At 63.4% G+C, this 20,852-nt stretch carries 17 protein-coding genes; 8 read left to right on the top strand and 9 right to left on the bottom strand.

The genetic code is table 11. The features are described 5' to 3' along the window. Positions 1-22: 22 nt before the first annotated feature. From QMC96_01085 to hisD, 3 genes are all read right to left on the bottom strand, one after another. Positions 23-166: a YHS domain-containing protein gene (locus tag QMC96_01085; GenBank protein ID MDI6875352.1), complete on the bottom strand. Its 144-nt coding sequence runs from the start codon at positions 164-166 to the stop codon at positions 23-25. Beyond that, complete coding sequence (locus QMC96_01090) at positions 157-2,619, bottom strand: heavy metal translocating P-type ATPase (protein ID MDI6875353.1); 2,463 nt, start codon at positions 2,617-2,619, stop codon at positions 157-159. Before QMC96_01090 ends, QMC96_01085 begins: the two co-directional genes overlap by 10 nt. Positions 2,620-2,717: 98 nt before the next feature. Continuing rightward, positions 2,718-3,980, bottom strand: coding sequence for a histidinol dehydrogenase (gene hisD / locus QMC96_01095; protein ID MDI6875354.1), 1,263 nt, complete (start codon positions 3,978-3,980; stop codon positions 2,718-2,720). A gap of 217 nt (positions 3,981-4,197) precedes the next feature. Here hisD and QMC96_01100 point away from each other — a divergent pair, with 217 nt between their 5' ends. From QMC96_01100 to QMC96_01110, 3 genes are all read left to right on the top strand, one after another. After that, positions 4,198-5,172 (top strand): substrate-binding domain-containing protein, encoded by a 975-nt coding sequence (locus QMC96_01100; GenBank protein ID MDI6875355.1) that lies wholly within the window; start codon positions 4,198-4,200, stop codon positions 5,170-5,172. Between the two features lie 196 nt (positions 5,173-5,368). Continuing rightward, positions 5,369-6,094: an ABC transporter permease gene (locus QMC96_01105; protein MDI6875356.1), complete on the top strand. Its 726-nt coding sequence runs from the start codon at positions 5,369-5,371 to the stop codon at positions 6,092-6,094. A 17-nt stretch (positions 6,095-6,111) separates the two neighbouring features. Continuing rightward, entirely contained in the window at positions 6,112-7,185 is a 1,074-nt protein-coding gene (locus QMC96_01110; GenBank protein ID MDI6875357.1) for an ABC transporter ATP-binding protein, read from the top strand. Here QMC96_01110 and QMC96_01115 read toward each other — a convergent pair. Beyond that, the gene (locus tag QMC96_01115) at positions 7,169-8,662 is read right to left on the bottom strand and encodes an ABC-ATPase domain-containing protein (protein MDI6875358.1); all 1,494 of its coding nucleotides are present in this window, start codon (positions 8,660-8,662) and stop codon (positions 7,169-7,171) included. The genes QMC96_01110 and QMC96_01115 overlap by 17 nt on opposite strands. A 294-nt stretch (positions 8,663-8,956) precedes the next feature. On the opposite strand from QMC96_01115, the gene QMC96_01120 reads away from it, so the two are divergent. From QMC96_01120 to QMC96_01135, 4 genes are all read left to right on the top strand, one after another. Beyond that, positions 8,957-9,151: a hypothetical protein gene (locus QMC96_01120; GenBank protein ID MDI6875359.1), complete on the top strand. Its 195-nt coding sequence runs from the start codon at positions 8,957-8,959 to the stop codon at positions 9,149-9,151. Between the two features lie 18 nt (positions 9,152-9,169). Next, the gene (locus QMC96_01125) at positions 9,170-9,358 is read left to right on the top strand and encodes a hypothetical protein (protein MDI6875360.1); all 189 of its coding nucleotides are present in this window, start codon (positions 9,170-9,172) and stop codon (positions 9,356-9,358) included. 600 nt (positions 9,359-9,958) lie between these two features. Further along, a complete protein-coding gene (locus tag QMC96_01130; GenBank protein MDI6875361.1) occupies positions 9,959-10,747 on the top strand; it encodes an MBL fold metallo-hydrolase in 789 nt (262 codons plus the stop codon). A 62-nt stretch (positions 10,748-10,809) separates the two neighbouring features. Further along, the gene (locus QMC96_01135) at positions 10,810-12,453 is read left to right on the top strand and encodes an ATP-dependent DNA ligase (GenBank protein MDI6875362.1); all 1,644 of its coding nucleotides are present in this window, start codon (positions 10,810-10,812) and stop codon (positions 12,451-12,453) included. On the opposite strand, the gene QMC96_01140 is transcribed toward QMC96_01135, so the two are convergent. From QMC96_01140 to QMC96_01160, 5 genes are all read right to left on the bottom strand, one after another. After that, entirely contained in the window at positions 12,410-13,183 is a 774-nt protein-coding gene (locus tag QMC96_01140) for a hypothetical protein (protein MDI6875363.1), read from the bottom strand. The genes QMC96_01135 and QMC96_01140 overlap by 44 nt on opposite strands. A gap of 214 nt (positions 13,184-13,397) precedes the next feature. Beyond that, entirely contained in the window at positions 13,398-14,447 is a 1,050-nt protein-coding gene (locus QMC96_01145; protein ID MDI6875364.1) for a DUF2117 domain-containing protein, read from the bottom strand. A gap of 153 nt (positions 14,448-14,600) precedes the next feature. Beyond that, a complete protein-coding gene (locus QMC96_01150) occupies positions 14,601-16,436 on the bottom strand; it encodes a YgiQ family radical SAM protein (protein MDI6875365.1) in 1,836 nt (611 codons plus the stop codon). Between the two features lie 580 nt (positions 16,437-17,016). Further along, entirely contained in the window at positions 17,017-18,153 is a 1,137-nt protein-coding gene (locus QMC96_01155) for a sorbosone dehydrogenase family protein (GenBank protein MDI6875366.1), read from the bottom strand. A 69-nt stretch (positions 18,154-18,222) separates the two neighbouring features. Further along, positions 18,223-19,341 carry a hypothetical protein gene (locus QMC96_01160; GenBank protein ID MDI6875367.1) on the bottom strand — a complete coding sequence of 373 codons (1,119 nt, stop codon included), beginning with the start codon at positions 19,339-19,341 and terminating at the stop codon, positions 18,223-18,225. A 185-nt stretch (positions 19,342-19,526) separates the two neighbouring features. Here QMC96_01160 and QMC96_01165 point away from each other — a divergent pair, with 185 nt between their 5' ends. Further along, positions 19,527-20,696, top strand: a complete 1,170-nt coding sequence (locus tag QMC96_01165) for a hypothetical protein (protein ID MDI6875368.1) — start codon at positions 19,527-19,529, stop codon at positions 20,694-20,696. The last annotated feature ends 156 nt before the right edge of the window (positions 20,697-20,852 follow it).

The raw sequence follows: 20,852 nt of genomic DNA on the forward strand, positions 1-20,852 counted from the left end.
CGATCGTCCCGGGATCCGGCTTTCACTTCAGGTAGGCTTCAGGGTCGCCATCGAACCTCTTCTTGCACCCCGGCGCGCAGAAATAGTAGGTCTTCCCCCTGTACTCGCTCCTGTAACGGGCTGTCGCCTCGTCCACCTGCATCTTGCATACGGGATCTACTGCCATGACTGCTCCGCAGCTACACCCTTCTTCGCAGGTGGTATATATCCTTTGAGCATCAGGGAGAGGGAGACGACGGTGGCCGAGGAGAGGGCCATGGCGAAGGCGGCATACTCCGGACGGAAGGTGATGCCGAAGAAGGGGTAGAGCAGACCTGCAGCCAGGGGTATTAGGGCCGTGTTGTACGCGAACGCCCAGAACAGGTTCTGGCGGATCCGCGACATGACCTTCCGGGAGAGCTGGATTGCGGCCACCACGTCCATGAGATCGTCTTTGATGAGCACGATATCCCCGCTCTCGATCGCGACATCCGTGCCGCTCCCGATAGCGATGCCCACATCGGCCTGAGCCAGGGCGGGAGCATCGTTGATCCCGTCCCCGACGAATGCGACGATCTCCCCTTTGGCCTGCAGCTTCTGCACCACCCCCGCCTTGTCCTGGGGGAGAACCTCTGCAAGCACCTCGTCGATTCCGATCTCTCGCGCAATCGCGGCCGCGGTTCGGGAGTTGTCGCCGGTGATCATGACGACAGAGAGCCCCATCCGCTTCAGTTCTCGGATCGCCGCGTGCGCCGTCGGTTTCAGCGTATCGGCGACGGCGATCATACCGCCCAATTGCCCATCGATCGCGACGAGCATCGCCGTTTTGCCCTGCGTCTCCCGCTCCAGCAACTGCTTCTCCGCCTCGGGTGAGATCGGAATCGATCGCTCCGCGAAGAGCGCACGGTTCCCGATCAGGATCGTCTCCCCGCCGACGCTGGCGGTCGCGCCTTTCCCTCCGAACGTGTCGAAACTTTCGCTCTCCGGGACAGCGAGCCCCCGCGCCTCCGCTGCCCGCACGATCGCCTCGGCGAGGGGATGGCTGGAGTTTCTCTCCACGCCGGCCGCACGGGCGAGGAGCCCCTCTTCCGAGACCGTTACGCTCACAACATCGGTCACCTCCGCCTTTCCGCGTGTCAGCGTTCCGGTCTTGTCGAAGAGCACCGCGGTCAGACGATCGGGTATCTCCAGCGCTTCACCCTGCTTGATGAGCACGCCGAGCTCCGCCCCCCGCCCGAGCCCCACGGTCACCGCCGTCGGGGAGGCGAGACCGAGCGCGCAGGGGCAGGCGATGACCAGCACCGCGATGAAGGCGGTGAGAGCGAAGAGGAGCGTGCTCCCGAGAACGAGGTACCAGACGACGAAGGTGGCGACGGCGATGGCGAGGACGGCAGGGATGAAGTAGCTCACCGCCGTATCGGCAATCCGCTGCACCGGCGGCTTGGAGCCCTGCGCGTTCTCCACGAGACGGATGATCTGGGAGAGCACGGTGTCTCTCCCCACCTTCGTCGCGCGGAAGGTGAGTACGCCGTTCCCGTTCAGTGTCCCGCCGATCAGGTCGTCCCCTTCCCTCTTCGCGACAGGTATAGGCTCCCCGCTGATCATCGACTCGTCCACGAAACTCCCCCCCCCGACGACGATGCCGTCGACCGGCACCTTCTCTCCCGGCCGCACCAGGAGGATATCCCCCACCTGCACGCCATCGATCGGGACCTCATCCTCATGCCCGTCGCGGATCACCGTCGCGGTGCGGGGGCGAAGCCCGATCAGCTTCCTGATCGCATCCGACGTCCTTCCCTTCGCCCGGGTCTCCAGATACCTCCCGAGCGTGAGGAACGCAGCGAGCATGACCGTCGTCTCGTAGAAGAGGAAGTCGCGGTTGAGCACCACCTGGAACGTCCCGAGCACGCTCGCGGTGTAGGCGACCCCGATGCCGAGCGAGTACATGACGTCCATGTTCAGCACGCCGTTTCGAAGAGCGCGGGAGGCCGCGAGGAAGATGGGATACGCGAGGTAGAGGAAGGGCGGGGTGGCAACAAGGAAGAGGATATAGGGCATGCTGTCCATGAACGGTGTCGGGACGAACATCAGCGCCATCAGCAGGGCCGCGACAACGAATCCCACGATCGTGCGGTTTCGCAGTCTGCGAAGCGCCGTCTCCCGCGCCTCACGCTCCAGATCGCGCGTCTCCTCCTCCTCCCGTCCCAGGTACTGGTAGCCGCTCTCCTCGATGGTCCTGCGGATATCGGCGAGTGTCACCATGCGGGGGTTGTAGGTGACGTATGCCCGTTCGGTTCCCAGGTTCACCTGGGCGGCAGCCACCCCCTCGAGCCCCAGGAGGGCCTGCTCGATCGTCTCGGCGCAGACGGCGCACATCATGCCGCCGACCCGGATCGCGACCCGCTCGTTCTCGACACCGTAGCCGGCGTTTATCACCGCCCTCTCCAGAACGGGAAACCGCACCTGCGACGGATCGTACTCCACGACCGCGGTCTCCGTTCCCGGGTTCACGCGGGCGCTCGAGACGCCCTCCACCCGCGAGAGCGCCTCCTCGACGATCACCGAGCAGGTGGCGCAGGTCATGCCGGAGATCTTCAGTTCCGCCTTCTTCAGATTCTCATCCAAGGAGTCCCTCACCATGGGTTCTATGCCTTCTGAAGTATATTACGGTACTTCCTCCGAAGATGCCCGGAACGCAGCCCGGTGGTCGGGCTGCAGGTGAGACGGATTCGGAGTGATTACGGGTTCTGCTTCGGGCGTCTCCGGATGCGCACCGAATCGGCGTGGGCAAAGAGACCCTCCGCATCGGCGATCCTCTCCACCACGTCGCCCAGGGATTCGATGCCAAGGCGGTCGACGATCTGGACGCTGCTCGTCTTGCAGAAGTGCATCACGTCCAGGCCGGAGTAGGTGCGTGCGTATCCGGCTGTGGGGAGCACATGGTTGGGCCCCGCCGCATAGTCGCCGCATGCGACTGCGGCATACGGCCCCACGAATATGGCGCCGGCGTTCCGCACCCTGTTCAGCACCGACAGGGGGTCCGCGACCTGGATGGAGAGATGTTCGGGCGCGACCTGATCGGATGCGTCCGCCGCTTCCGACAGATCGCGGACGAGGAGATACCCGGAGTTCGAGAGCGCCTGGCGCATGATATCCCTCCTCCCTGACGCTTCCAGCAGCCGCTCGATATGGGCTCCAACCTTCGCGGCAAGCTCGCCCGACGGTGTGATGAGGATGCAGGCGGCCTGAGGGTCGTGCTCCGCCTGGGCCAGGATATCGATGGCGATGAATTCCGCATTCGCCGTGTCGTCTGCGACGATTCCGATCTCGCTGGGACCGGCGGGAAAGTCGATCTCTGCATGGTCGCGGAGCAGCATCTTCGCCGCTGTCACGTAGACATTGCCCGGGCCCACGATCTTCTGCACGGGGCGGATACTCTCGGTCCCGAGCGCCATCGCAGCGATCGCCTGCGCTCCGCCGACGCGGTAGATCTCGTCGGCGCCGGCGACGTCCAGCGCCACCAGGGTCGCGGGATGGATGGGATGGGGCGAGCAGCAGCAGACCTCGGAGACGCCGGCGATGCGCGCCGGTACCACGCACATCAGGGCGGTGGACGGGTACGCGGCCCTTCCGCCGGGCACATAAGCACCCACGCGTTCGAGCGGTGTGGTCTTCACACCCAGGATCACGCCCGGCTCCACCTGCTTCAGCCAGAGATCCCGGGGGCGCTGGAGTGCATGGAACTCGGCGATGCGGGCCTCCGCCTCCACGATCGCCTCCAGGAGTGCACTGTCAATCCGGTCATAGGCGTCATCGATCTCCTCGTCGCAGACAGCGATGCTCTCGATCGGTGCCCGCCCGTGGCGGGCGGAGAGCTCTATTAGGGCTGCATCTCCGCCGTTTTTCACCTCGGCGATGATCGCCTCCACCTGGCCCTTCACCTCTGCAAGACCTGACTTCCTGCCCTTCATCCAGCGTTCGATGTCGATCGGCCCGAACATACGGAGATAGGTCGACGGCGAGCTCATTGAAGGTTTCGCAGGATCCTGCACGAGACGGGGGTGCGGACACCGCAGCGATCCCGTCCTCACCCGCAGCTGCGGAAGACCCGATGTGTCCGGCCCGTGAAATCCGAGAGAGGATTCATGGTTAAATATATATAATTAACAACACATGCAAAATAGAAACATATTATTAATCTCATCGCCATCTTTAGCTATGGATGAGCGGCATACGATCATTCCCCTTCTCTTGGTAGCGGCAATCGCAGTCCTCACCCTGCTCTGTGCGGGGTGTACAGCGCAACGTCCCCCCCTGGAGGATCAGGCATCGACAGCATCCGCGGGACCGGTCAGAGCGCTCCTGATCGCGACCACGACCAGCCTGGACGACACCGGTCTCTGGGACGCGATCGAGGACTTCTACGAGAAGAAGTACGGCGTGGATCTTCGAATCACGTCGCAGGGCACGGGAAAGGCCCTCGAGCTCGGAAAGAGCGGCGACGTGGATCTCGAGGTCGTGCACTCTCCCTCCCAGGAGAAGGCGTTCCTCGACGAGGGGTGGGGGGTCAACCACCGCTGCTTCGCCTACAATTACTTCCTGATTGTCGGGCCCGAGACCGATCCGGCGGGCATCCGCGGCCTGACGCCGGAAGAGGGATTCGCCCGGCTCATGGCCCTGGGGAAGAACGGAACAGCCGGGGTTCAGTTCGTCTCCCGCGGCGACAATTCCGGAACCCACGGCACCGAGAAGACGATCTGGAAGAATGCCAAGTACAACTATACCCGGGACGTCCAGGGATCCGGTGCATGGTATCTCGAAGCCGGCAAGGGCATGGGAGACACGCTTGTCATGGCCAGCGAGAAGGGTGCCTACACCCTGACGGACGAAGGTACGTACCTCGCATTCAAGGGGCAGCTGGCCCTCACGCCGATCATCTCCGAGGGCACCAGTCTCCTGAACCGCTACAGTGTCATGGCCATCAACCCGACCAAACACCCGAATGCGAATATTGCAGAGGCAAACCGGTTCATCGACTGGATCCTCTCGGAAGAGGGACGAGAGATCGTCGGCAGCTATGGGACCGAGAAGTACGGCAAACCGCTCTTCACCTCGATCCCGGCCGATGCATGCTCTGCGGCACCCTTCAATTGTGTCTGCTCAGGGAATGTGACGACCGGCGCATCCGGATGAGAAACCCTTCCCTCTTTTTTGTAAATCCTGGGAAAGCCCGGAAAATCAGGCGAATGGCCGCCTGTTGGGAGCAGATGTTTTCTCTCCATGCAATCCGGATCGCTCCAGCTCCCCTGCTCTGATCGGGATGGGGGGAGAGTATAATGCAACAGCATGACAGATACAATATGAATCTCCGGGTGCTGCCGGGACAGGGATGACCATGGTCGATGCGATAATGCAAGGGTTTTCACGGGCGATTGAACTAATCGTCACGTTAGATCCAGAAGTCATCGAGATTACCATTCTGTCGCTCACAGTATCCCTCACCGCCACGCTGCTGGCATCCGCCCTGTGCATACCGCTCGGAGCCCTCATCCACTCCATCGAGTTCCGCGGGAAGCGGGCCCTGATCAATGCCATCCAGACCCTCTACGCGATGCCGACGGTGCTGGCGGGCCTGCTCCTCCTGCTCCTCATCTCCAACGCGGGGCCGCTGGGCTTCCTGGGCCTTCTGTTCACCCCGGCGGGAATGGTTCTGGCGCAGATGATCCTCATCATGCCCCTCATTACCGGCCTGACCATCTCCGCAATGAGCGGCATCGGCGAGGAGATGCGGCAGCATATCGTATCTCTGGGGGCGACGAAGGCGCAGTCCATCCTGATCCTTGCCCGAGAGGCGCGGTTCGCGATCCTGGCAGCGGTCATACTCGGGTTCGGACGAGCGATCGCGGAGGTCGGCGCGGCGATGATGATCGGGGGGAACATCCGCCACAGCACCCGGGTGCTCACCACCGCGATCGCTCTCGAGTCGACGAAGGGCGAGTGGGGCTTCTCCATCGCGCTCGGGATCATTCTCCTCGGTGTCGCGGTCGTCGTGAACCTGGCTCTGAATCTTGCACAGTACGGATCCTTCTTCCGGGGAGGGTACCGGAACTCCTGAAGGGGGTGGGATGCGTCATGATCCATACAGAAGCGCTGTCCAAACAGTATGGCAGGAGAATGGTCCTCTCCGGCATCGACCTCGAGGTGAAGGAGGGGGAGTTCTTCGGGCTGATCGGCCCGAGCGGTGCTGGGAAGAGCACTCTCCTGCGGATCCTGGATCTGATCGAGCCTCCTTCGGGTGGGCGCCTCCATCTATTCGGGGACGACGTATACCGGCGTGGCACCGTATTCGAGGTCCGGCGGCGCATGGCCATGCTCTTCCAGAAACCCGTCATATTCAACGCCAGCGTCTACGAGAATATCGCCATCGGACTGAAGGTGCGGAGGCGAAACGGCGCGGAGGTGGAGAGACGGGTGAGGGAGGCCCTTCGTGCAATCGGCCTTCCGGACTACGCTGACCGCTCCGCACTCACACTCTCCGGGGGTGAGGCTCAGCGGGTCGCCCTTGCCCGGGCGCTGGTGACAGACCCCGAGATCCTGTTCCTGGACGAGCCCACGGCAAACCTGGACCCCCCCTCGGTGGAGAAGATCGAGGAGCTTGTGCAGCGGCTGAACCGGGAATCCGGCACAACGGTGGTACTCAGCACCCACGATATGCGCCAGGGGCAGCGCCTCGCCGACCGGATCGGGGTGATGATGCAGGGAACGATCCCCCAGGTCGGGACGACCCTCGAGATCTTCCACAGGCCGCGGGCGACGAGCATCGCCCGCTTCGTGGGGGTGGAGAATATACTGCCGGGCACGGTGACCTCGAACCGCAACGGCGAGGTCGATGTGGATGTAGGCGGGACCATCGTCCACGGCATTTCAGCCGCACTGCCGGGGCAGAGGGTGAGCGTCCTGTTCCGTGCCGAAGACGTAACACTCGATCTGCGAGAGCGGGGGAAGACGAGTGCGCGGAACCTCTACCGGGGAACCATCGTGCGCACCGTCCCCTCCGGGCCGTTCGCGCACGTGGTCGTCGACTGCGGCGTCCCGATCACTGCCCTGGTCACGATCCGCTCCGCCGAGGATCTGGATCTCCGGATCGGGCGGGAGGTCTATGCATCCTTCAAGGCGTCGACCGTCCACGTCATTCCCGAGAACTGAGGCGCTGCACCCGCAGCGTGCCGGATCGCTGCAGACCGGAGAGAGGGTTGCCTCCATCCCGTTCCTCTTCCTGTCCGCTCTCCGCAGCGCCGCGGAACGGGGTTTCCCGCAGCCGCTCCAGCGTCTGCTCCAGGTGGATGCAGACCATCCTCCGGAACACGCTCCTGTCCACCGCTCTCGCCGCGTGCCGCTCCAGGAGGAGGATACGGTCGGCCTCCGCGGTGAGGATGTCCATGCTGCAGGCGGCGAAGAGGAGAGCGGTCTCCCCGAGAGCCCCGCGATTCTCGGACAGGATCGCGGAGAGGGGGGTGATATCTTCGCTCTGGAGGCAGCTCCGCACCAGGAGGTTCGTGGCCGCCTGATCCTCGTCGATGATCAGCAGGGGCGCCTTCTCCTCCACCGCCTTCTGCACCTGCTCTGCCATCACCATCGAGCCGCTTCCCTGGCCGTGGACAGACGACGGGGTTCCCTGCAGACCGGGGGGCAGCGTGCGGAAGAACATGTCGATGCGCTCTCCGCGGAACTCCCGGCAGCCGGCACAGGCCTGCCGCAGACCCCATACCGTTACCACGCGCTCCCGGCCGTCCCCGATCGCGTGATCGTCCTCGCCGGCAATCACAGCCTGCAGGAACGTGCTCTTCCCTTCGGCGTTGGAGCCGGTGACTGCAAAGACCTCTCTCCTGCGGATGCCGAGGCCGGTCGCGGTCTCTCCGCTCGCAGAGAGCTCCACCTCAACGGGGGCGAGATCGCTCGGGCAGATAAAGGGGACATGGATCCCCTCCTTGGGACCTGCGACGCGGTAGTAGCAGCGGTGCTCCGTGTACTGGCGCGCCGGCAGCGTCCCGTCGCCGACGAAGCTCACGAGACCGAGTTCGGGCAGGCGCAGCCGCAGCCCCTTCTGGTCGAGCGATGCGATCCAGCCCCGTTCGAGGCGATCTTTCGGCACCCTCCGGACGGCAGCTCCGACGGCATCCAGGACCGCCCTCAACTCTTCGACGACCGCACGGACTGCCGCGGCATCGGGCGGTCCGGGGTACGGCAGCGCTCCGGGAACTGTCAGGTGGATACCCCGGGTATCGGCGTAGTTCCCGTGATCCGGTTTCCAGAGCGCCGTTGCAACGGCCTGGACCGAATGCACCAGGGTGAAGGGCTCCGTGTGAACGGCATACTTCTGCGGGTACCGCGTGAACCTCCCCCCGATCGGGCCGAGTTCCCGGGCCGTGCGGGCTTGACGCTTGATCTCTTCGAGAATGACACCCACGGCGCCGTCGGCTCCGGCGGGATCCATCGGGATTTCGGAGAGCAGATCTCTCCGCACCGTGATGGGCATGCTGAACTGCAGCGAATGGCCGTCGAGGGATCGCACCAGGTAGGTGTTCACGTAGTGCCTCACCCTCGGCATATCGATGCGCACGTCACGGCTCCCGAGCGTGCCGAGCGCCGTCTTGAGGATATCGCTCCAGTTCTCCGTCTGCATTGCTGCACTCCCGGGGACGCCGTATATACCGTTTCTCCCCCTCCCTTAAAAATCGAATCCCGTTCGACTATCTGACGGCGGCACCTGCGGGATCATGGTGATGGCCCGTGGTGCCGACCTCATCGCCCGGGTGTTCGGGAGCCTCCCGAGGATGCACTCCCTCAAAAGAGCCTGCCTGGTGCCGTTGACGTTTGTATTTCCCGTTATTTACCTTGAAATCTGCACTATGATGATTAATTCAAATCGAATAAAATAGCAAAGTTTATGCTAAAAACCTATAAATGGAAAACTACCATGTATGCCTCTGTAGAGATGAGCGATCCCTTCGTGTATATCGGGATCGGAATCCTCACCTTCATCATCGGGTTTCTGCTGGGCAACCTGGCAACGGATGCCTATTACCGCAGGAGGTTCATCGCCGTGGCGGAAGACTGTTCGAAGGAAGACTCTCTGGTGCCTCTCATCGCGGAGCTGGAGAGGGAGTCGTAGCGCTGGCAGAGGTGACTTATGGTCGATCCGATCAACTATCTCTTCATCAGCATCACCTGCTTCTGCTTCGGCCTCCTGGTGAGTTTCCAGATATCCCATATTCACCACGTGCGGAGACTGACACAGCTCGCGAGACGGTGCCTTGATACCGGCACCATCGCTCCGATTCTGGTTGCCCTGAAGAGCGAGACAGAGTCGGGCGGATAGTGCTGCCTGCTGGCATCCGGGGTGGCAGCGTTGTATCCCGTCGTCCTTCCACGACGGTCCGGCTCCGTGGACAGCTCTGCGCCCATGGCTCCCCTGTTCCGTGTCGTCCACCGGGGCCAGGATCCTCCCCGTGGAGGGGAAGGGGAATCGCGCAATGGGACTGGCGGGGTCGAGCCATCCCGGGCAGCCAGCCTCTCATTCTCCGTGGGATCGCACGCGGCTGTGGTGAGGCGCGCCCCCTCGTACGACGGATACGTTGTTCTGGATATTGTGGCCGAGTTCGACCGTGATTTCCCGTCCGGGGACCCATTGCATGCCGTTCCCCGTCGATCGGACTCTGCCCGCCCGTCTCCGCTCCCGGTTGCCCCGGTGCCCGGGGTGCAATCAGGCTCTCTCCGCAGATAGAGGCCGATCTCGGGATCCTGCAGAAGACTCCCGATTCGTGTACGGCGTCCACGCGGGCTCACCCCCCACCGCGGGGCTTCCCCGCGAGAATGCATCGGACGTTCCCCGGTATTTGCCCCCCTCCGGGGATTGCAGGGGAGCCGAATGCCGGGATGATCCGGTGTTATATGGGAGAGAAGGCCAATATATGTGGGAATGAGGTTCGCCGTCCTCGCCAGCGGGAGCAAAGCCAACTGCATCTACATCCGGGGAGCGAACGACGCTCTTATCCTGGACGCCGGACTCGCGTTGCGCGAGACGATGCGGAGGCTTGCGCTCGCGGGCGGGGACCCGTCAGTTCTGCAGGGGATTCTTCTGACGCACGAGCATGCCGACCACATACGGGGCAGCGCCGCTCTCTCCCGCAGGTTCGACGTACCCATCTTCGGAACCCAAGGCACGCTGGAGTGGTTCCTCCAGGACCGATGCGCATCGGGTGTTCCCGACCTCCGGGGATGCCGCATCGGCGAACGGTTTACGGTGGGTGATTTTACCGTCGAACCCTTCGCGACGTCCCACGACGCACGCGAGCCCTGCGGCTACCGCATCACCGAGGGCGGGGCGACACTCAGTTACTGCACCGACACGGGCAGGATATCCCCCTCGATCCTGGAGAGGATCCGGGACAGCGACGCGCTCGTACTGGAGAGCAACCACTGCCCCCATATGCTTAGGAACGGCCCCTACCCCGAGATGCTGAAGCGGCGGATCCGCTCCTCCCGGGGGCACCTCTCCAACCAAGACGCCCGGGAATGCATTCGCGCAGTCGGCGCAGACATGCAGGCGATCGTCCTCGCTCACCTGAGCGAGGTGAACAACACAGCAGAGAAGGCGGTGAACAGCGCTCTCGAAGGTCTGGGTCTGGGGCGCTTCAACAGCCGTGATCTCTACGCCATCCCCGGCGGGGATCGCTGCGACTGCTGGATGCGCTGGGTGGAGATCTGACCTGTTCATCTCGAAGGGATTCCACATGCTTTATCGACATCCGGGGTGAATACAGGAATACCATGCTCTTTGCCGATTTCGCCCACCTCTGCGAACGCCTGGAGGCCATCCCCGGGCGGCTCGATACGATCGACGAGGTCGCCGGGGTGCTCCCGAGGCTCGAATCACAGGAGCTCCCCATATTTGTGCGTTTCGTGATGGGCAGGATCTTCCCCGACTGGAGCTCCCTGAACCTGGGGATCGGTCCGAACCTGCTCTATGAAGGGGTCGGCTACGTCGTCGGGAAGAAGAAGGCGGATGTGGTGGCAACGGTCAACCGCACCGGGGATGTAGGGCTGGCCGTGGAGCAACTCCTGTCGAACAAATCCCAGATGAGTTTCGGGCGGGATCAGCTAGCGCTTCAGGATGTGTACCGGGAGTTCGAACGGATCGCCCGGGCGGAAGGAAAGAAGTCGCAGCGGGAGAAGCTCCTGGCCATCCGCCGGCTCTTCTCCAGCACCGAACCGCTCGAGGGGCGATATCTGGCCCGGCTCATGATGGGGGAGCTGCGGATCGGCATCGGCGAGGGGAACGTGCGGGATGCCATAGCAAAGGCGTTCGGCGTGGATGCGGGGCTCGTGGAGCACGCCTTCCAGGCGCTGAACGACCTCGGGGAGGTGGCCCTCCGGGCCAGGGAGGGGGCCGCTGCGCTGGAGGACGTGCACATCGAGATCTTCCGCCCCGTCCGTATGATGCTCGCTCAGCAGGGGACCATCGAGCAGATGGTGGCGGAGCACGGAATGGTCGCCGCCGAGTACAAGTACGACGGCACGCGGTTTCAGCTGCACAAACGGGGGGACGCTGTCAGAATCTACTCCAGGAAACTGGAGGACGTCACGAACGCCCTTCCCGACGTCATCCGCATCCTGAAGGATGCGGCCCCCCGCGAGGTGATCCTCGATGGGGAGATCATCGCCTACAAGAACGGAAGACCGATGCCGTTCCAGTTCGTGCTGCGGAGATTCCGGCGGAAGTACGAGGTCGACACCTTCGTGGAGCGGATCGAACTGGTGCCCTACGTGTTCGACATCCTCTACCTCGACGGGGAGACCCTGATCGATCTCCCGTTGCTCGAGCGGAGGCGACTGCTCGAGGGGGCGATGTCGTCTCACGTCGCTCCCCAGTACCGGAGCGGCGACATCGCCGAACTCGAGGGGATCTACGGCGAGGCCCTCGCTGCCGGGCACGAGGGTATCATGATAAAGGATCCGGCGTCGCGATATCTGCCCGGCGTCCGGGGAAAGCACTGGATCAAGGTGAAACCGGGAGTGGATACGCTCGATCTCGCCGTCATTGGCGCGGAGTGGGGGGAAGGACGGAGGGCCGGGGTCTTTGGCTCTTTCCTTCTCGCCTGCCTGGACAACGGAGAACTGCTTTCCGTGGGGAAGGTGGCGACCGGTTTCTCGGACGAGATGCTCGCGGAGATGTACGGGATTCTGAAGGACTCCGTCATCGCCCAGTCCGGAAAAGAGGTCACATTCGAGCCGAGCGTGGTGTTCGAGGTGGGTTACGCGGAGATTCAGAGAAGCCCGAACTACGAGAGCGGGTATGCCCTGCGGTTCCCGCGGTTCATCCGCCTGCGCGACGACAAGAGCGTGGATGAGATCGATACCCTGGATACGATCAGCGATCGGAGTCAGAGGAGATTCGACTTCGATACACCCTGAATTTTGCCCGGCTCTCGTCCCCTTCCACGTGGGCGTAGTAGTCGGAGGCGAATCCGGCGATGTTCTGGAACGTGACCTCTCCGTTGAAATCGGTGTACTTCTCGTAGATGCGGGAACCCTCCCGCTCCTGGAGAATCAGCTTCACGTCGATGCCCGGCTCCCCCGTGTCGCGGGACACCACCCGGAAGGTTACGTTCGGGTTGATCGGTTCGTCCTCCCCTCCAACGAGCACCGAGGGAGCGTTCCCGCTGTGGTCCGGCATGCCCTGGCGGACGGAGAGAGGATTTCCCCGGAGCATCACGAGGATGTAGAGTCCGACCAGCAGGGAGAGGAATCCTAAAGCCCCGAGAACCACAACTCCCATGGTGATCGAGCCGAAGTAGTACACCGTGAGGTACGATGTCCACGCAAACATGGGCATCCCGGTCACGATGGAGGCAATGACAAGACCGGAGAAGATGATCTGGATGTAGCCGAGGGAGATCAGGAGAAAGGCAAAAGCCATTCCGAACAGGTTGACGACGATGAACTTGCTCCTCCTCTCCCCTGTCGTCTTGAATATCTTGTAGAGCAGGACCAGAAAGAGATTCACGTATATGATGGCTGCCAAGAAGATGATGAAGTAGTCCTGCACCTGGAGGCTGCCAGCGGTATTCTCCTCCTGGGTGAGAGCGGATCCCAGCCGAACCACGAGAGGAAGGAGGGAGAGGGCCAGAGCATGCCTGCGCATAGTGTTAAATTTATTTTTATATACAAAAACATATCGAATTGTTCTGCTCTGTTAAAAGCACATATAGGGTTTTCTAAACTGTTGTTTCGGGAATTGAACGGCTGTACGGCGTTCACGATCCGGCAGATGGGGGAGGGAGCAGCTGAGGGCGGATTTCCGAGCCCATCCCTCTCCGGGCGCGGTACGCGTCTGCAGCACCCTTCTACTGGCCCGGCTAGGGACTGAGGACGACCTGAACCGTATCCCCCAGATGGGCGAGCATCCGCCTCACCCACTCCTCCCACGTCGCCTCGCCCTGCCCGACCACGCGGGAGAGGTCGCGCCCGACCTCGTCGTCCCGCCCCTGCAGCACCCGGACCACCACCGAACCCGGAGCGTAGCCCTCCTTCACGATCCGATCCCCGTCTCCATCCACGACCCCGAAGACGGGAAGACCGAGGTGAGCGCAGATGTGACCGCATACCGCCGTGGTGTCGTCGCCGATGGACAGGATGCCGCAGATCCCCGGGCTCAACCCCTGGTAGAGCGCATGACCGCAGTGGTCGATGACGAGAACTCTCCCGCATATCGGCGGATGTTCGCGACCGCGGGGAGGGCATGAACGGATGGCACCGCTCTTGCACCATGCGGTGTCGAGATCGACCGCTCCCCCCCTCTCGAGCTTCTCGATGCCGTGCGATTTCGGGTCCAGGCCGGAGACGGCCCGGATATGCCCGTCGACCGTACGCAGGACGACCGTATCGCCGGTGGCGGTACCGATGACGATTCCGTTCACGAAGACCGCTTCCCCGGGGATACAGCCGCGAATCTCCCGTTCCCCGCCTGCCGATCGCCTCGTGCTCTTCAGCCGCTGCACGGGAAACCCCGTGGCGCGGCCAAGCTCCCGCGCGAGCTCGCGATCGCCCCCGTCCCAGAGGTAGATCCTGCCATCCGAGAACTCTACCTGGGCCATCCCATGGGGCAGCCTTGATGCGACGATCTCGCCGAAGATCCTCCCGGATTCGGGCGTTTTTCCGCGATTTGCCAGAAACCATCTATCTTCGAGCCTCCGGATCACGTACGACGGGGGTGCATCGCAGAATTCGACAGGGAGCCCCGACTCCTCGGCGGCCGTGCGTCCCATAACACCGGCCACCAGGATGCGGCGGGGACGGACTCTCTCCTGCAGCCATGCCGCGTCCCCCCGGTCGAATACTTCCGGACCATGGGCGACCATGACCGAATCTACGATCGGATCTCCGTTAGCTTCGGCAGCGTTCACCATAACCCGTCACGGATCCCTCTATCTTCATGAAGGTGCCCGCTCTTCGCCGAAGCGTTCGCCGTGTCCGGAGACAGGGACCATCGGAGGCGGTGAGCCCGGAGAACGGGTGCATTCGGCATGCGCTCCCCGCTGCTGCAGTGCGGCCCCCTGCAATCATGAATGACTCTCCTCCCCGCTCTTCCGGGGTGATCCACAGCCCCCGTCTCCCGGGACGAGGCATGTCCACGCACTCCCGATCAGGTCGCTCCTTCCTGCTTGTCGGAGCCCTTCCATGACGAGGCTACGGTTTCTCCGATCCCGGTACTGGAGGAGCGCACGCTGGATGCGCTTCTCTCTCCCCCGCGGGACGTGCACGGGCTCCCCGCTGAACGGGTCGATGCCCGTGCAGTACATGCAGGTGGACGCCGTCATCGGGGTGGGGGTGAAGTCCTGCACCTGCTCCGTATAGAGGCGGCGATCCCGGATATATTCCGCCAAGTCCACCATGTCGGATATGCGGCACCCGGGGTGACCGGAGAGGAAATAGGGTAGAATATACTGTTCCCTGCCGATCTTTTCGCTCTCTTCCTGGAAACGCCTCCGGAACTCCTCGAATACCTCTATTCCGGGCTTGTGCATCAGTCTCGTGACCGCGGGTGAGATGTGCTCCGGGGCGACCTTGAGGTGGCCGGAGACGTGGTATCGGCAGATCTCCGCAAGGTACGGCGCCTGGTCCGCGAGCACCAGATCGTGGCGGATCCCCGAGCCGATGAAGACATGTCTCACGCCCGGAATCTGCCGAAGGCGGCGGAGCAGTTCGATCTGGCGGGCATGGTCGAGCTGGAGGGACGGGCACTCCGCACCGCACGTCCTCTCCCGGCAGGCGCCTTCCCCGCACCACCGCCTGCAGCGGGCGCCGAACATGTTGGCGGTGGGCCCGCCGACATCCTGGACGGTGCCGCGGAACTCTGGCATCCCCGTCATCCTCTCCACCTCGCGGACGATTGACTCGATGCTGCGGCTCTGGATGATCCTTCCCTGGTGGTGGGCGATCGCGCAGAACGAGCAGCATCCGAAACACCCCCGGTGGCTGGTGACGGAGAACTGCACGGTCTCGAGCGCCGGAACGGGCTCCCGGTACGACGGATGGGCGAGCCGGCGGTAGGGAAGTTCGTATATACGGTCGAGTTCCGCCGTCGAGAGCGGCTTCGCGGGCGGATTCTGGACGACGACGATCTTCCGCTGCACCTGGGCAACGGGCCGTCCGCGGAATGGGTCCTGCTCCCGTGCGTGGAGGGCGAATGCCCGGGCAAAGGCTTTCCTGTCCCCTGCCACCTCGGTATAGGAGGGGAGCACGACGAAGCCTTCATGGGGCATTGAGCGCCAGCGGGCCAGATCCAGCTTCATGACCGTCCCCGGTACGTCCCTGATCTCCTGGATGCCCTCTCCGTTCGCGAGCCGCGCCGCGATGGCGGTTACCTGCCGCTCTCCCATTCCGAAGACGAGGAGGTCTCCCGGGGCGTCTGCCAGGATTGACTGGCGAACGCTGTCCGACCAGTAGTCGTAGTGGGCGAACCTGCGCAGGCTGGCTTCGATGCCGCCGAGGACGATCGGGGTTCCGGGGAAGAGTGCGCGCAGCCTGTTCGCGTATACGATCACGGCCCTGTCGGGGCGCTTCAGCGCTCCTCCGGGGGAGTAAGCGTCCCCGCTCCGCCGCCTGAGGCGGGCAGTGTAGTGGTTCACCATGGAGTCCACGGCGCCGGAGCTGACGCTGAAGAAGAGGCGGGGTCTCCCCAGTCCCGTGAAATCCGCATCGCTCCGCCAGTCCGGCTGGGCGATCACGCCTGTGGTGTAGCCGGCATCCCAGAGCACTCTCCCGATGATGGCGGCGCCAAAGGAGGGGTGGTCCACGTAGGCGTCCCCGCTGACCAGGATGACGTCGAACCGGTCAATCCCGAGCGATTCGGCCTCCCTCCGGGACATCGGCAGGAAATGGGGATGGTCGATCATCCGCTGCACTGAGACTGTTCGGTCCCGGATCCCAATATGGTTTCTGTACCCGGAGGCGGTCCGGGGAGTGGATTGGAGCGCATGGGCAGGGGAACTATTCCTGTCCAAACCGGTTCGTGGATGGTTCGACATTCGCTGCAGTCCCGGAACTTTTCCGAACCTCCTCGCCGCGATCCCGGTCGCGCCCTCGGAGTCTCCTGCCCTGGCGGGAAGGAAGTTCGATAGCCCCCGCGATGATCCCGCACGCGGCTGCTACTGCAGGAGCTCCGGCCGGGACTGCCGATCCACAGGCAGGCGTGTCGGATGCGTCCCTGGGCGGCGACCCGACAGTCCTCCGTGTCGCCACCCTCTGCGGTTCTCCGCGGGAGCCTGAGTAAAGGACCGCGAGCGCCCCCGTACCACGGATGTATGCATCATCTCGAACCGATCATCCGCCCCTCTTCACCTGGGGTTTCATCTTCCGATCCTCCTTACCTTCCGTGCGCCTCCCCCTCTTATTCTATCGTGCAGGCAGAGCGCCGCATCCCGGCGGCATCGCCCCTGCCGGTTCCCGGCAGGGGAGCAGCCCGACCGATGCCGTCTAGTCTCCGTACCGGATCCGATAGACAGCCCCCGCATGATCGTCCGATACCAGCAGGGCTCCATCCGGCATGACGAGCACGTCCACTGGCCGCCCCCAGGCGGCGGAGTTCTGGAGCCAGCCCTCCGCGAAGCCCTCGTAGCTCACGGGTGCGCCGTTCTCCAGGCGCACCAGGCTGATCCGATAACCAATCGGCACGATCCGGTTCCAGGAACCGTGCTCGGCGATGAAGATCTGCCCCCTGTACTCCTCCGGGAACATGCTGCCCGTGTAGAACCGCATGCCGAGCGCGGCCACATGCGGTCCCAGTTCCTGGGCCGGAGGCGTGAACTCCGCGCAGGAGCGGCTCTGGCCGAAATCCGGATCGGAGATGTTCCTCCCGTGGCAGTAGGGGAATCCGAAGTGCAGCCCCGCCTCCGGCGCACGGTTCAGCTCGTCGGGGGGGACGTTCTCGCCGAGCCAGTCCCTTCCGTTGTCCGTGAACCAGAGAACGCCCGTATCCGGCTGCCAGTCGAACCCGACGGAGTTCCGGATCCCCCGGGCGAAAATCTCCATACCCGTGCCGTCGGGGTTCATCCGCAGGATCGTCCCGAACCGTTCGTCCTCGGGATCGCAGACGTTGCAGGGCATGCCAACCGGCACGTACAGCATGCCGTCCGGACCGAACGCGAGGAACTTCCAGCCGTGGCTCTCCCGATCGGGCAGATCGGTCGTGACAACGGCCGCATCCGGTGGCGATTCAAGCCGATCCTCGATCCCGTCGAAGCGCAGGATCCTGCTCACTTCGGCGACGTACAGGGATCCGTTCCGGAACGCCACGCCGTTCGGCATGTGCAGGCCTTCCGCCAGCACGATGACGGAATCCGCCCGGTTGTCGCGATCGCGGTCGGGAATCGCATAGACCCGCCCGATGGAACGGGTGCCAATGAACAGGGTCCCGTTCGAGCCCAGGGTCATCGAGCGGGCTCCAGGGACGTTGTCTGCATAAACATCGATATGGAACCCTTCGGGAAGTCGGACGGCATCCACCCGCACCGCATCGCCGGTGGCGATCTGGAGGCATCCCGAAGCCACCACGGCGACGAGCATTGCCAGGGATAGTGCGCCCGCGAGAAGAACAGGGGTGGTGCTTCGCATGGCAATCTCCGATGACGGAGCGCGCCTTATATATTTATGGGTGGCTCCTCGGCCGAAGCGGACATCTTCTCACAGAGGTGAGTGGAGCCCGATGTTGTCCTGCAGGATCTCAATCGTCTCGCGGTCCAGGAGGAAGGGGAGATCGGGTACGATAAGAAAGACCGGAAGGTATCCGAAGAGGGTATGGCGCCCCCGCGTGTACGTCTTCACGGCGAGATAGTTGAGATGCCGTCTTGAGTAATCGTCTGCATACGCTTCGGACGGGAGGTCCGCCTCCTGGATCTCCGGGGGCGAGATCACGAGCTGCTGCAGGATGCTCTCCTTTCGCCGGCTCCAGGAGAGGAGCATCATGCGGCTGTGGATGCCCTGCAGGAACCGCAACAGGATGAACTGGGTGGCGAAAATGGCGGCAATCGGCAGGATGCTCTCGTTGCCCAGGTAGTGCGGTGCGGTGACAAAACCGAGGGTGAGGCCCGGCAGCAGCATCGCGGTGATCACCAGGGTCCCGAGGAGGGCAGAGAGGGCGGCGATCACGATGACGACCTGCCAGGTCTTCTTGACGGCGCTGCGAATCCTGCGGTTCATGCTCCGCAGCGAATGGAAGAAATCGATCTTGTAGGGTTTCAGCACGACGATTCCGGCATAAAAGACGATGATCGCGATCGACTGATAGATCACCCAGCAGGCATCGAAGGGTGAGAGAACGTTCCGCTGGAATCCCAGGCTGATGGCGAAGAGTACGTCGAGAACGAATATGACAGACAGGCCGATCGCGAGGGATCTGGAGTTGACGAAGAAGGTATTCCAGAATATATGCCCGAGCGCCCGTTTGTGCTCCCGCACCCCGGTGCTCCATGCGCGGTCGAGGAACTCCATGATCTCCTCCCGCATCCCCTTTGCACGGGCGGGAGTACCGTTCTCCGCGGACGGCACGAGGAGCAGGAACGGATAGATCACCACCAGGTAGAAGCTTGCGGCAATCCAGTGGAGCATGTAGATGCCCGACGGCTCCAGAAAATAGAGGATCGCGTTGATGAGGAGGCTGGCTACAACCATCGCCACGGTATGAGGCGCGGTCCGCTCTCCCCTGAGCAGCTCCCGCTGGAACTCCCTCTCCTGCTCGATCTCGGCAGACGCCCGCGCTTTCAGGCTCTGCAGCTCATTCCGATACCGCTGGCAACCTTCCACCGATTCCGCTCCTCCGCCCCGAAACCGATTCTCGATACCGGTTTGGCGGTATCCGAACTTAAGCGCTTGGCACCGCGGAGGTGGCAGCGTCCGCAGTGACGGGGCTCTGCCCTCACTTCGGATCGCGGTCACTTTCCCTCCGCATCCCCTATTCCTTTATGCAGGAGCGTTGAACACTCTTCCGGATGCCGATCTCCAAGGGGGCCTACCTGAAGAGGCTGACATCGCATTCGCACCTGATGCGGTCGGTGGACGTGGGGAGACAGCTGGAGGGGAGCTCTCCCCCCTCCGTCTTCATCGGCAGCTGGAACTATCCGAAGGTGTTCGCCGGTCCGATGATCGCCCCCTTCCGCGGCGATACCCGTATCCTCGACACTCCCGAAGCCTGGATCCCGCGCAGGAAGACCCAGGAGGAGATCATCGGGTTCCGCCTGGATCTCGTCCGCGGGAAACGCCCCGTGGACGTCTCGGACCTCCGCAACCCCTTCGTCGGGAAGCTGCAGGAGATCTCGCTCTCAAGTGCATCGATCGAGAGCGAGGTGGAGTTCTTGCGTGCGCCCGGCAGAGCGACCTTCAGCGAGGAGCACACTCCGTACGGCGCCAGCGCTGCGATCGAGCGTCTGGATATCGACTGCGTGGGCTGGGATGGGGATCTCGAGAGGGTCTACTACGATACGGATCTCCGCGCGGCGGATGCCATCGTCGCCCTGCACCGCGAGGGGATTCCCTTCTCGGCGATCCAGAAGGCATTTTCGGTGGGGGCGATGGGGGTTGGACGGGATCGGAGGCTCGTTCCCACCCGCTGGTCCATCACTGCGTGCGACACCGCCATCGCGGATGCCTACCGGGAGGAGATCCGCACCTGCAGCGTCCTGGACACCTGGCGGGTGCACACCTTTGACAGCCTCAACAACCACTATGCCGTGCTCCTGATGCCCACGGGCTGGCAGTACGAGTGGATCGAGGCCTTCCACCACATCCTGGGGAGGGAGGAGCTGGTCTTCGCCGATCACGAGGGGCACCTGCCGAAGACTGCCTACTCGTCTGTAGGGGGCTGCTACTACTCGTGCAGGATGGCGATCCTGGAGGCGCTGGCCCGAGAGAGGAGGCAGGGCGGTGCGATCGTCCTCCGGGAAGCGCGCAAGGGATACGTTCCCCTCGGCGTCTTCAACGTGCGCGAGAACGTGCGGCATGCGATGCTCCGGCCGGGGATCGAGTTCGAGGACGCGGAGTCTGCGCTCCGGCACATATCGAAGGAGTTCTCCCTGCCTCTCGAACGGTTCATGGATGCGGGTCACATCCTGAAAGGGATCACGCGGCAGCGCCAGACCACGCTGCGGGATTTCATCGCGTAGGGAATACGCCGGCCCAATTCCGCTGCCACGCCCTGCCGCCTTCGGGCGGAGCAGAGGATCGGGGTCCCCGGGATGCCCTTCCGCACCGCCACGGATGGGGAGATCGACGCCGGTGCCAGCCCGCCGCTGCATGCACGGGAATAGGAAGAGGGATAT

The organism is Methanomicrobiales archaeon (assembly GCA_030019205.1).
GTDB lineage: Archaea > Halobacteriota > Methanomicrobia > Methanomicrobiales > JACTUA01 > JASEFH01.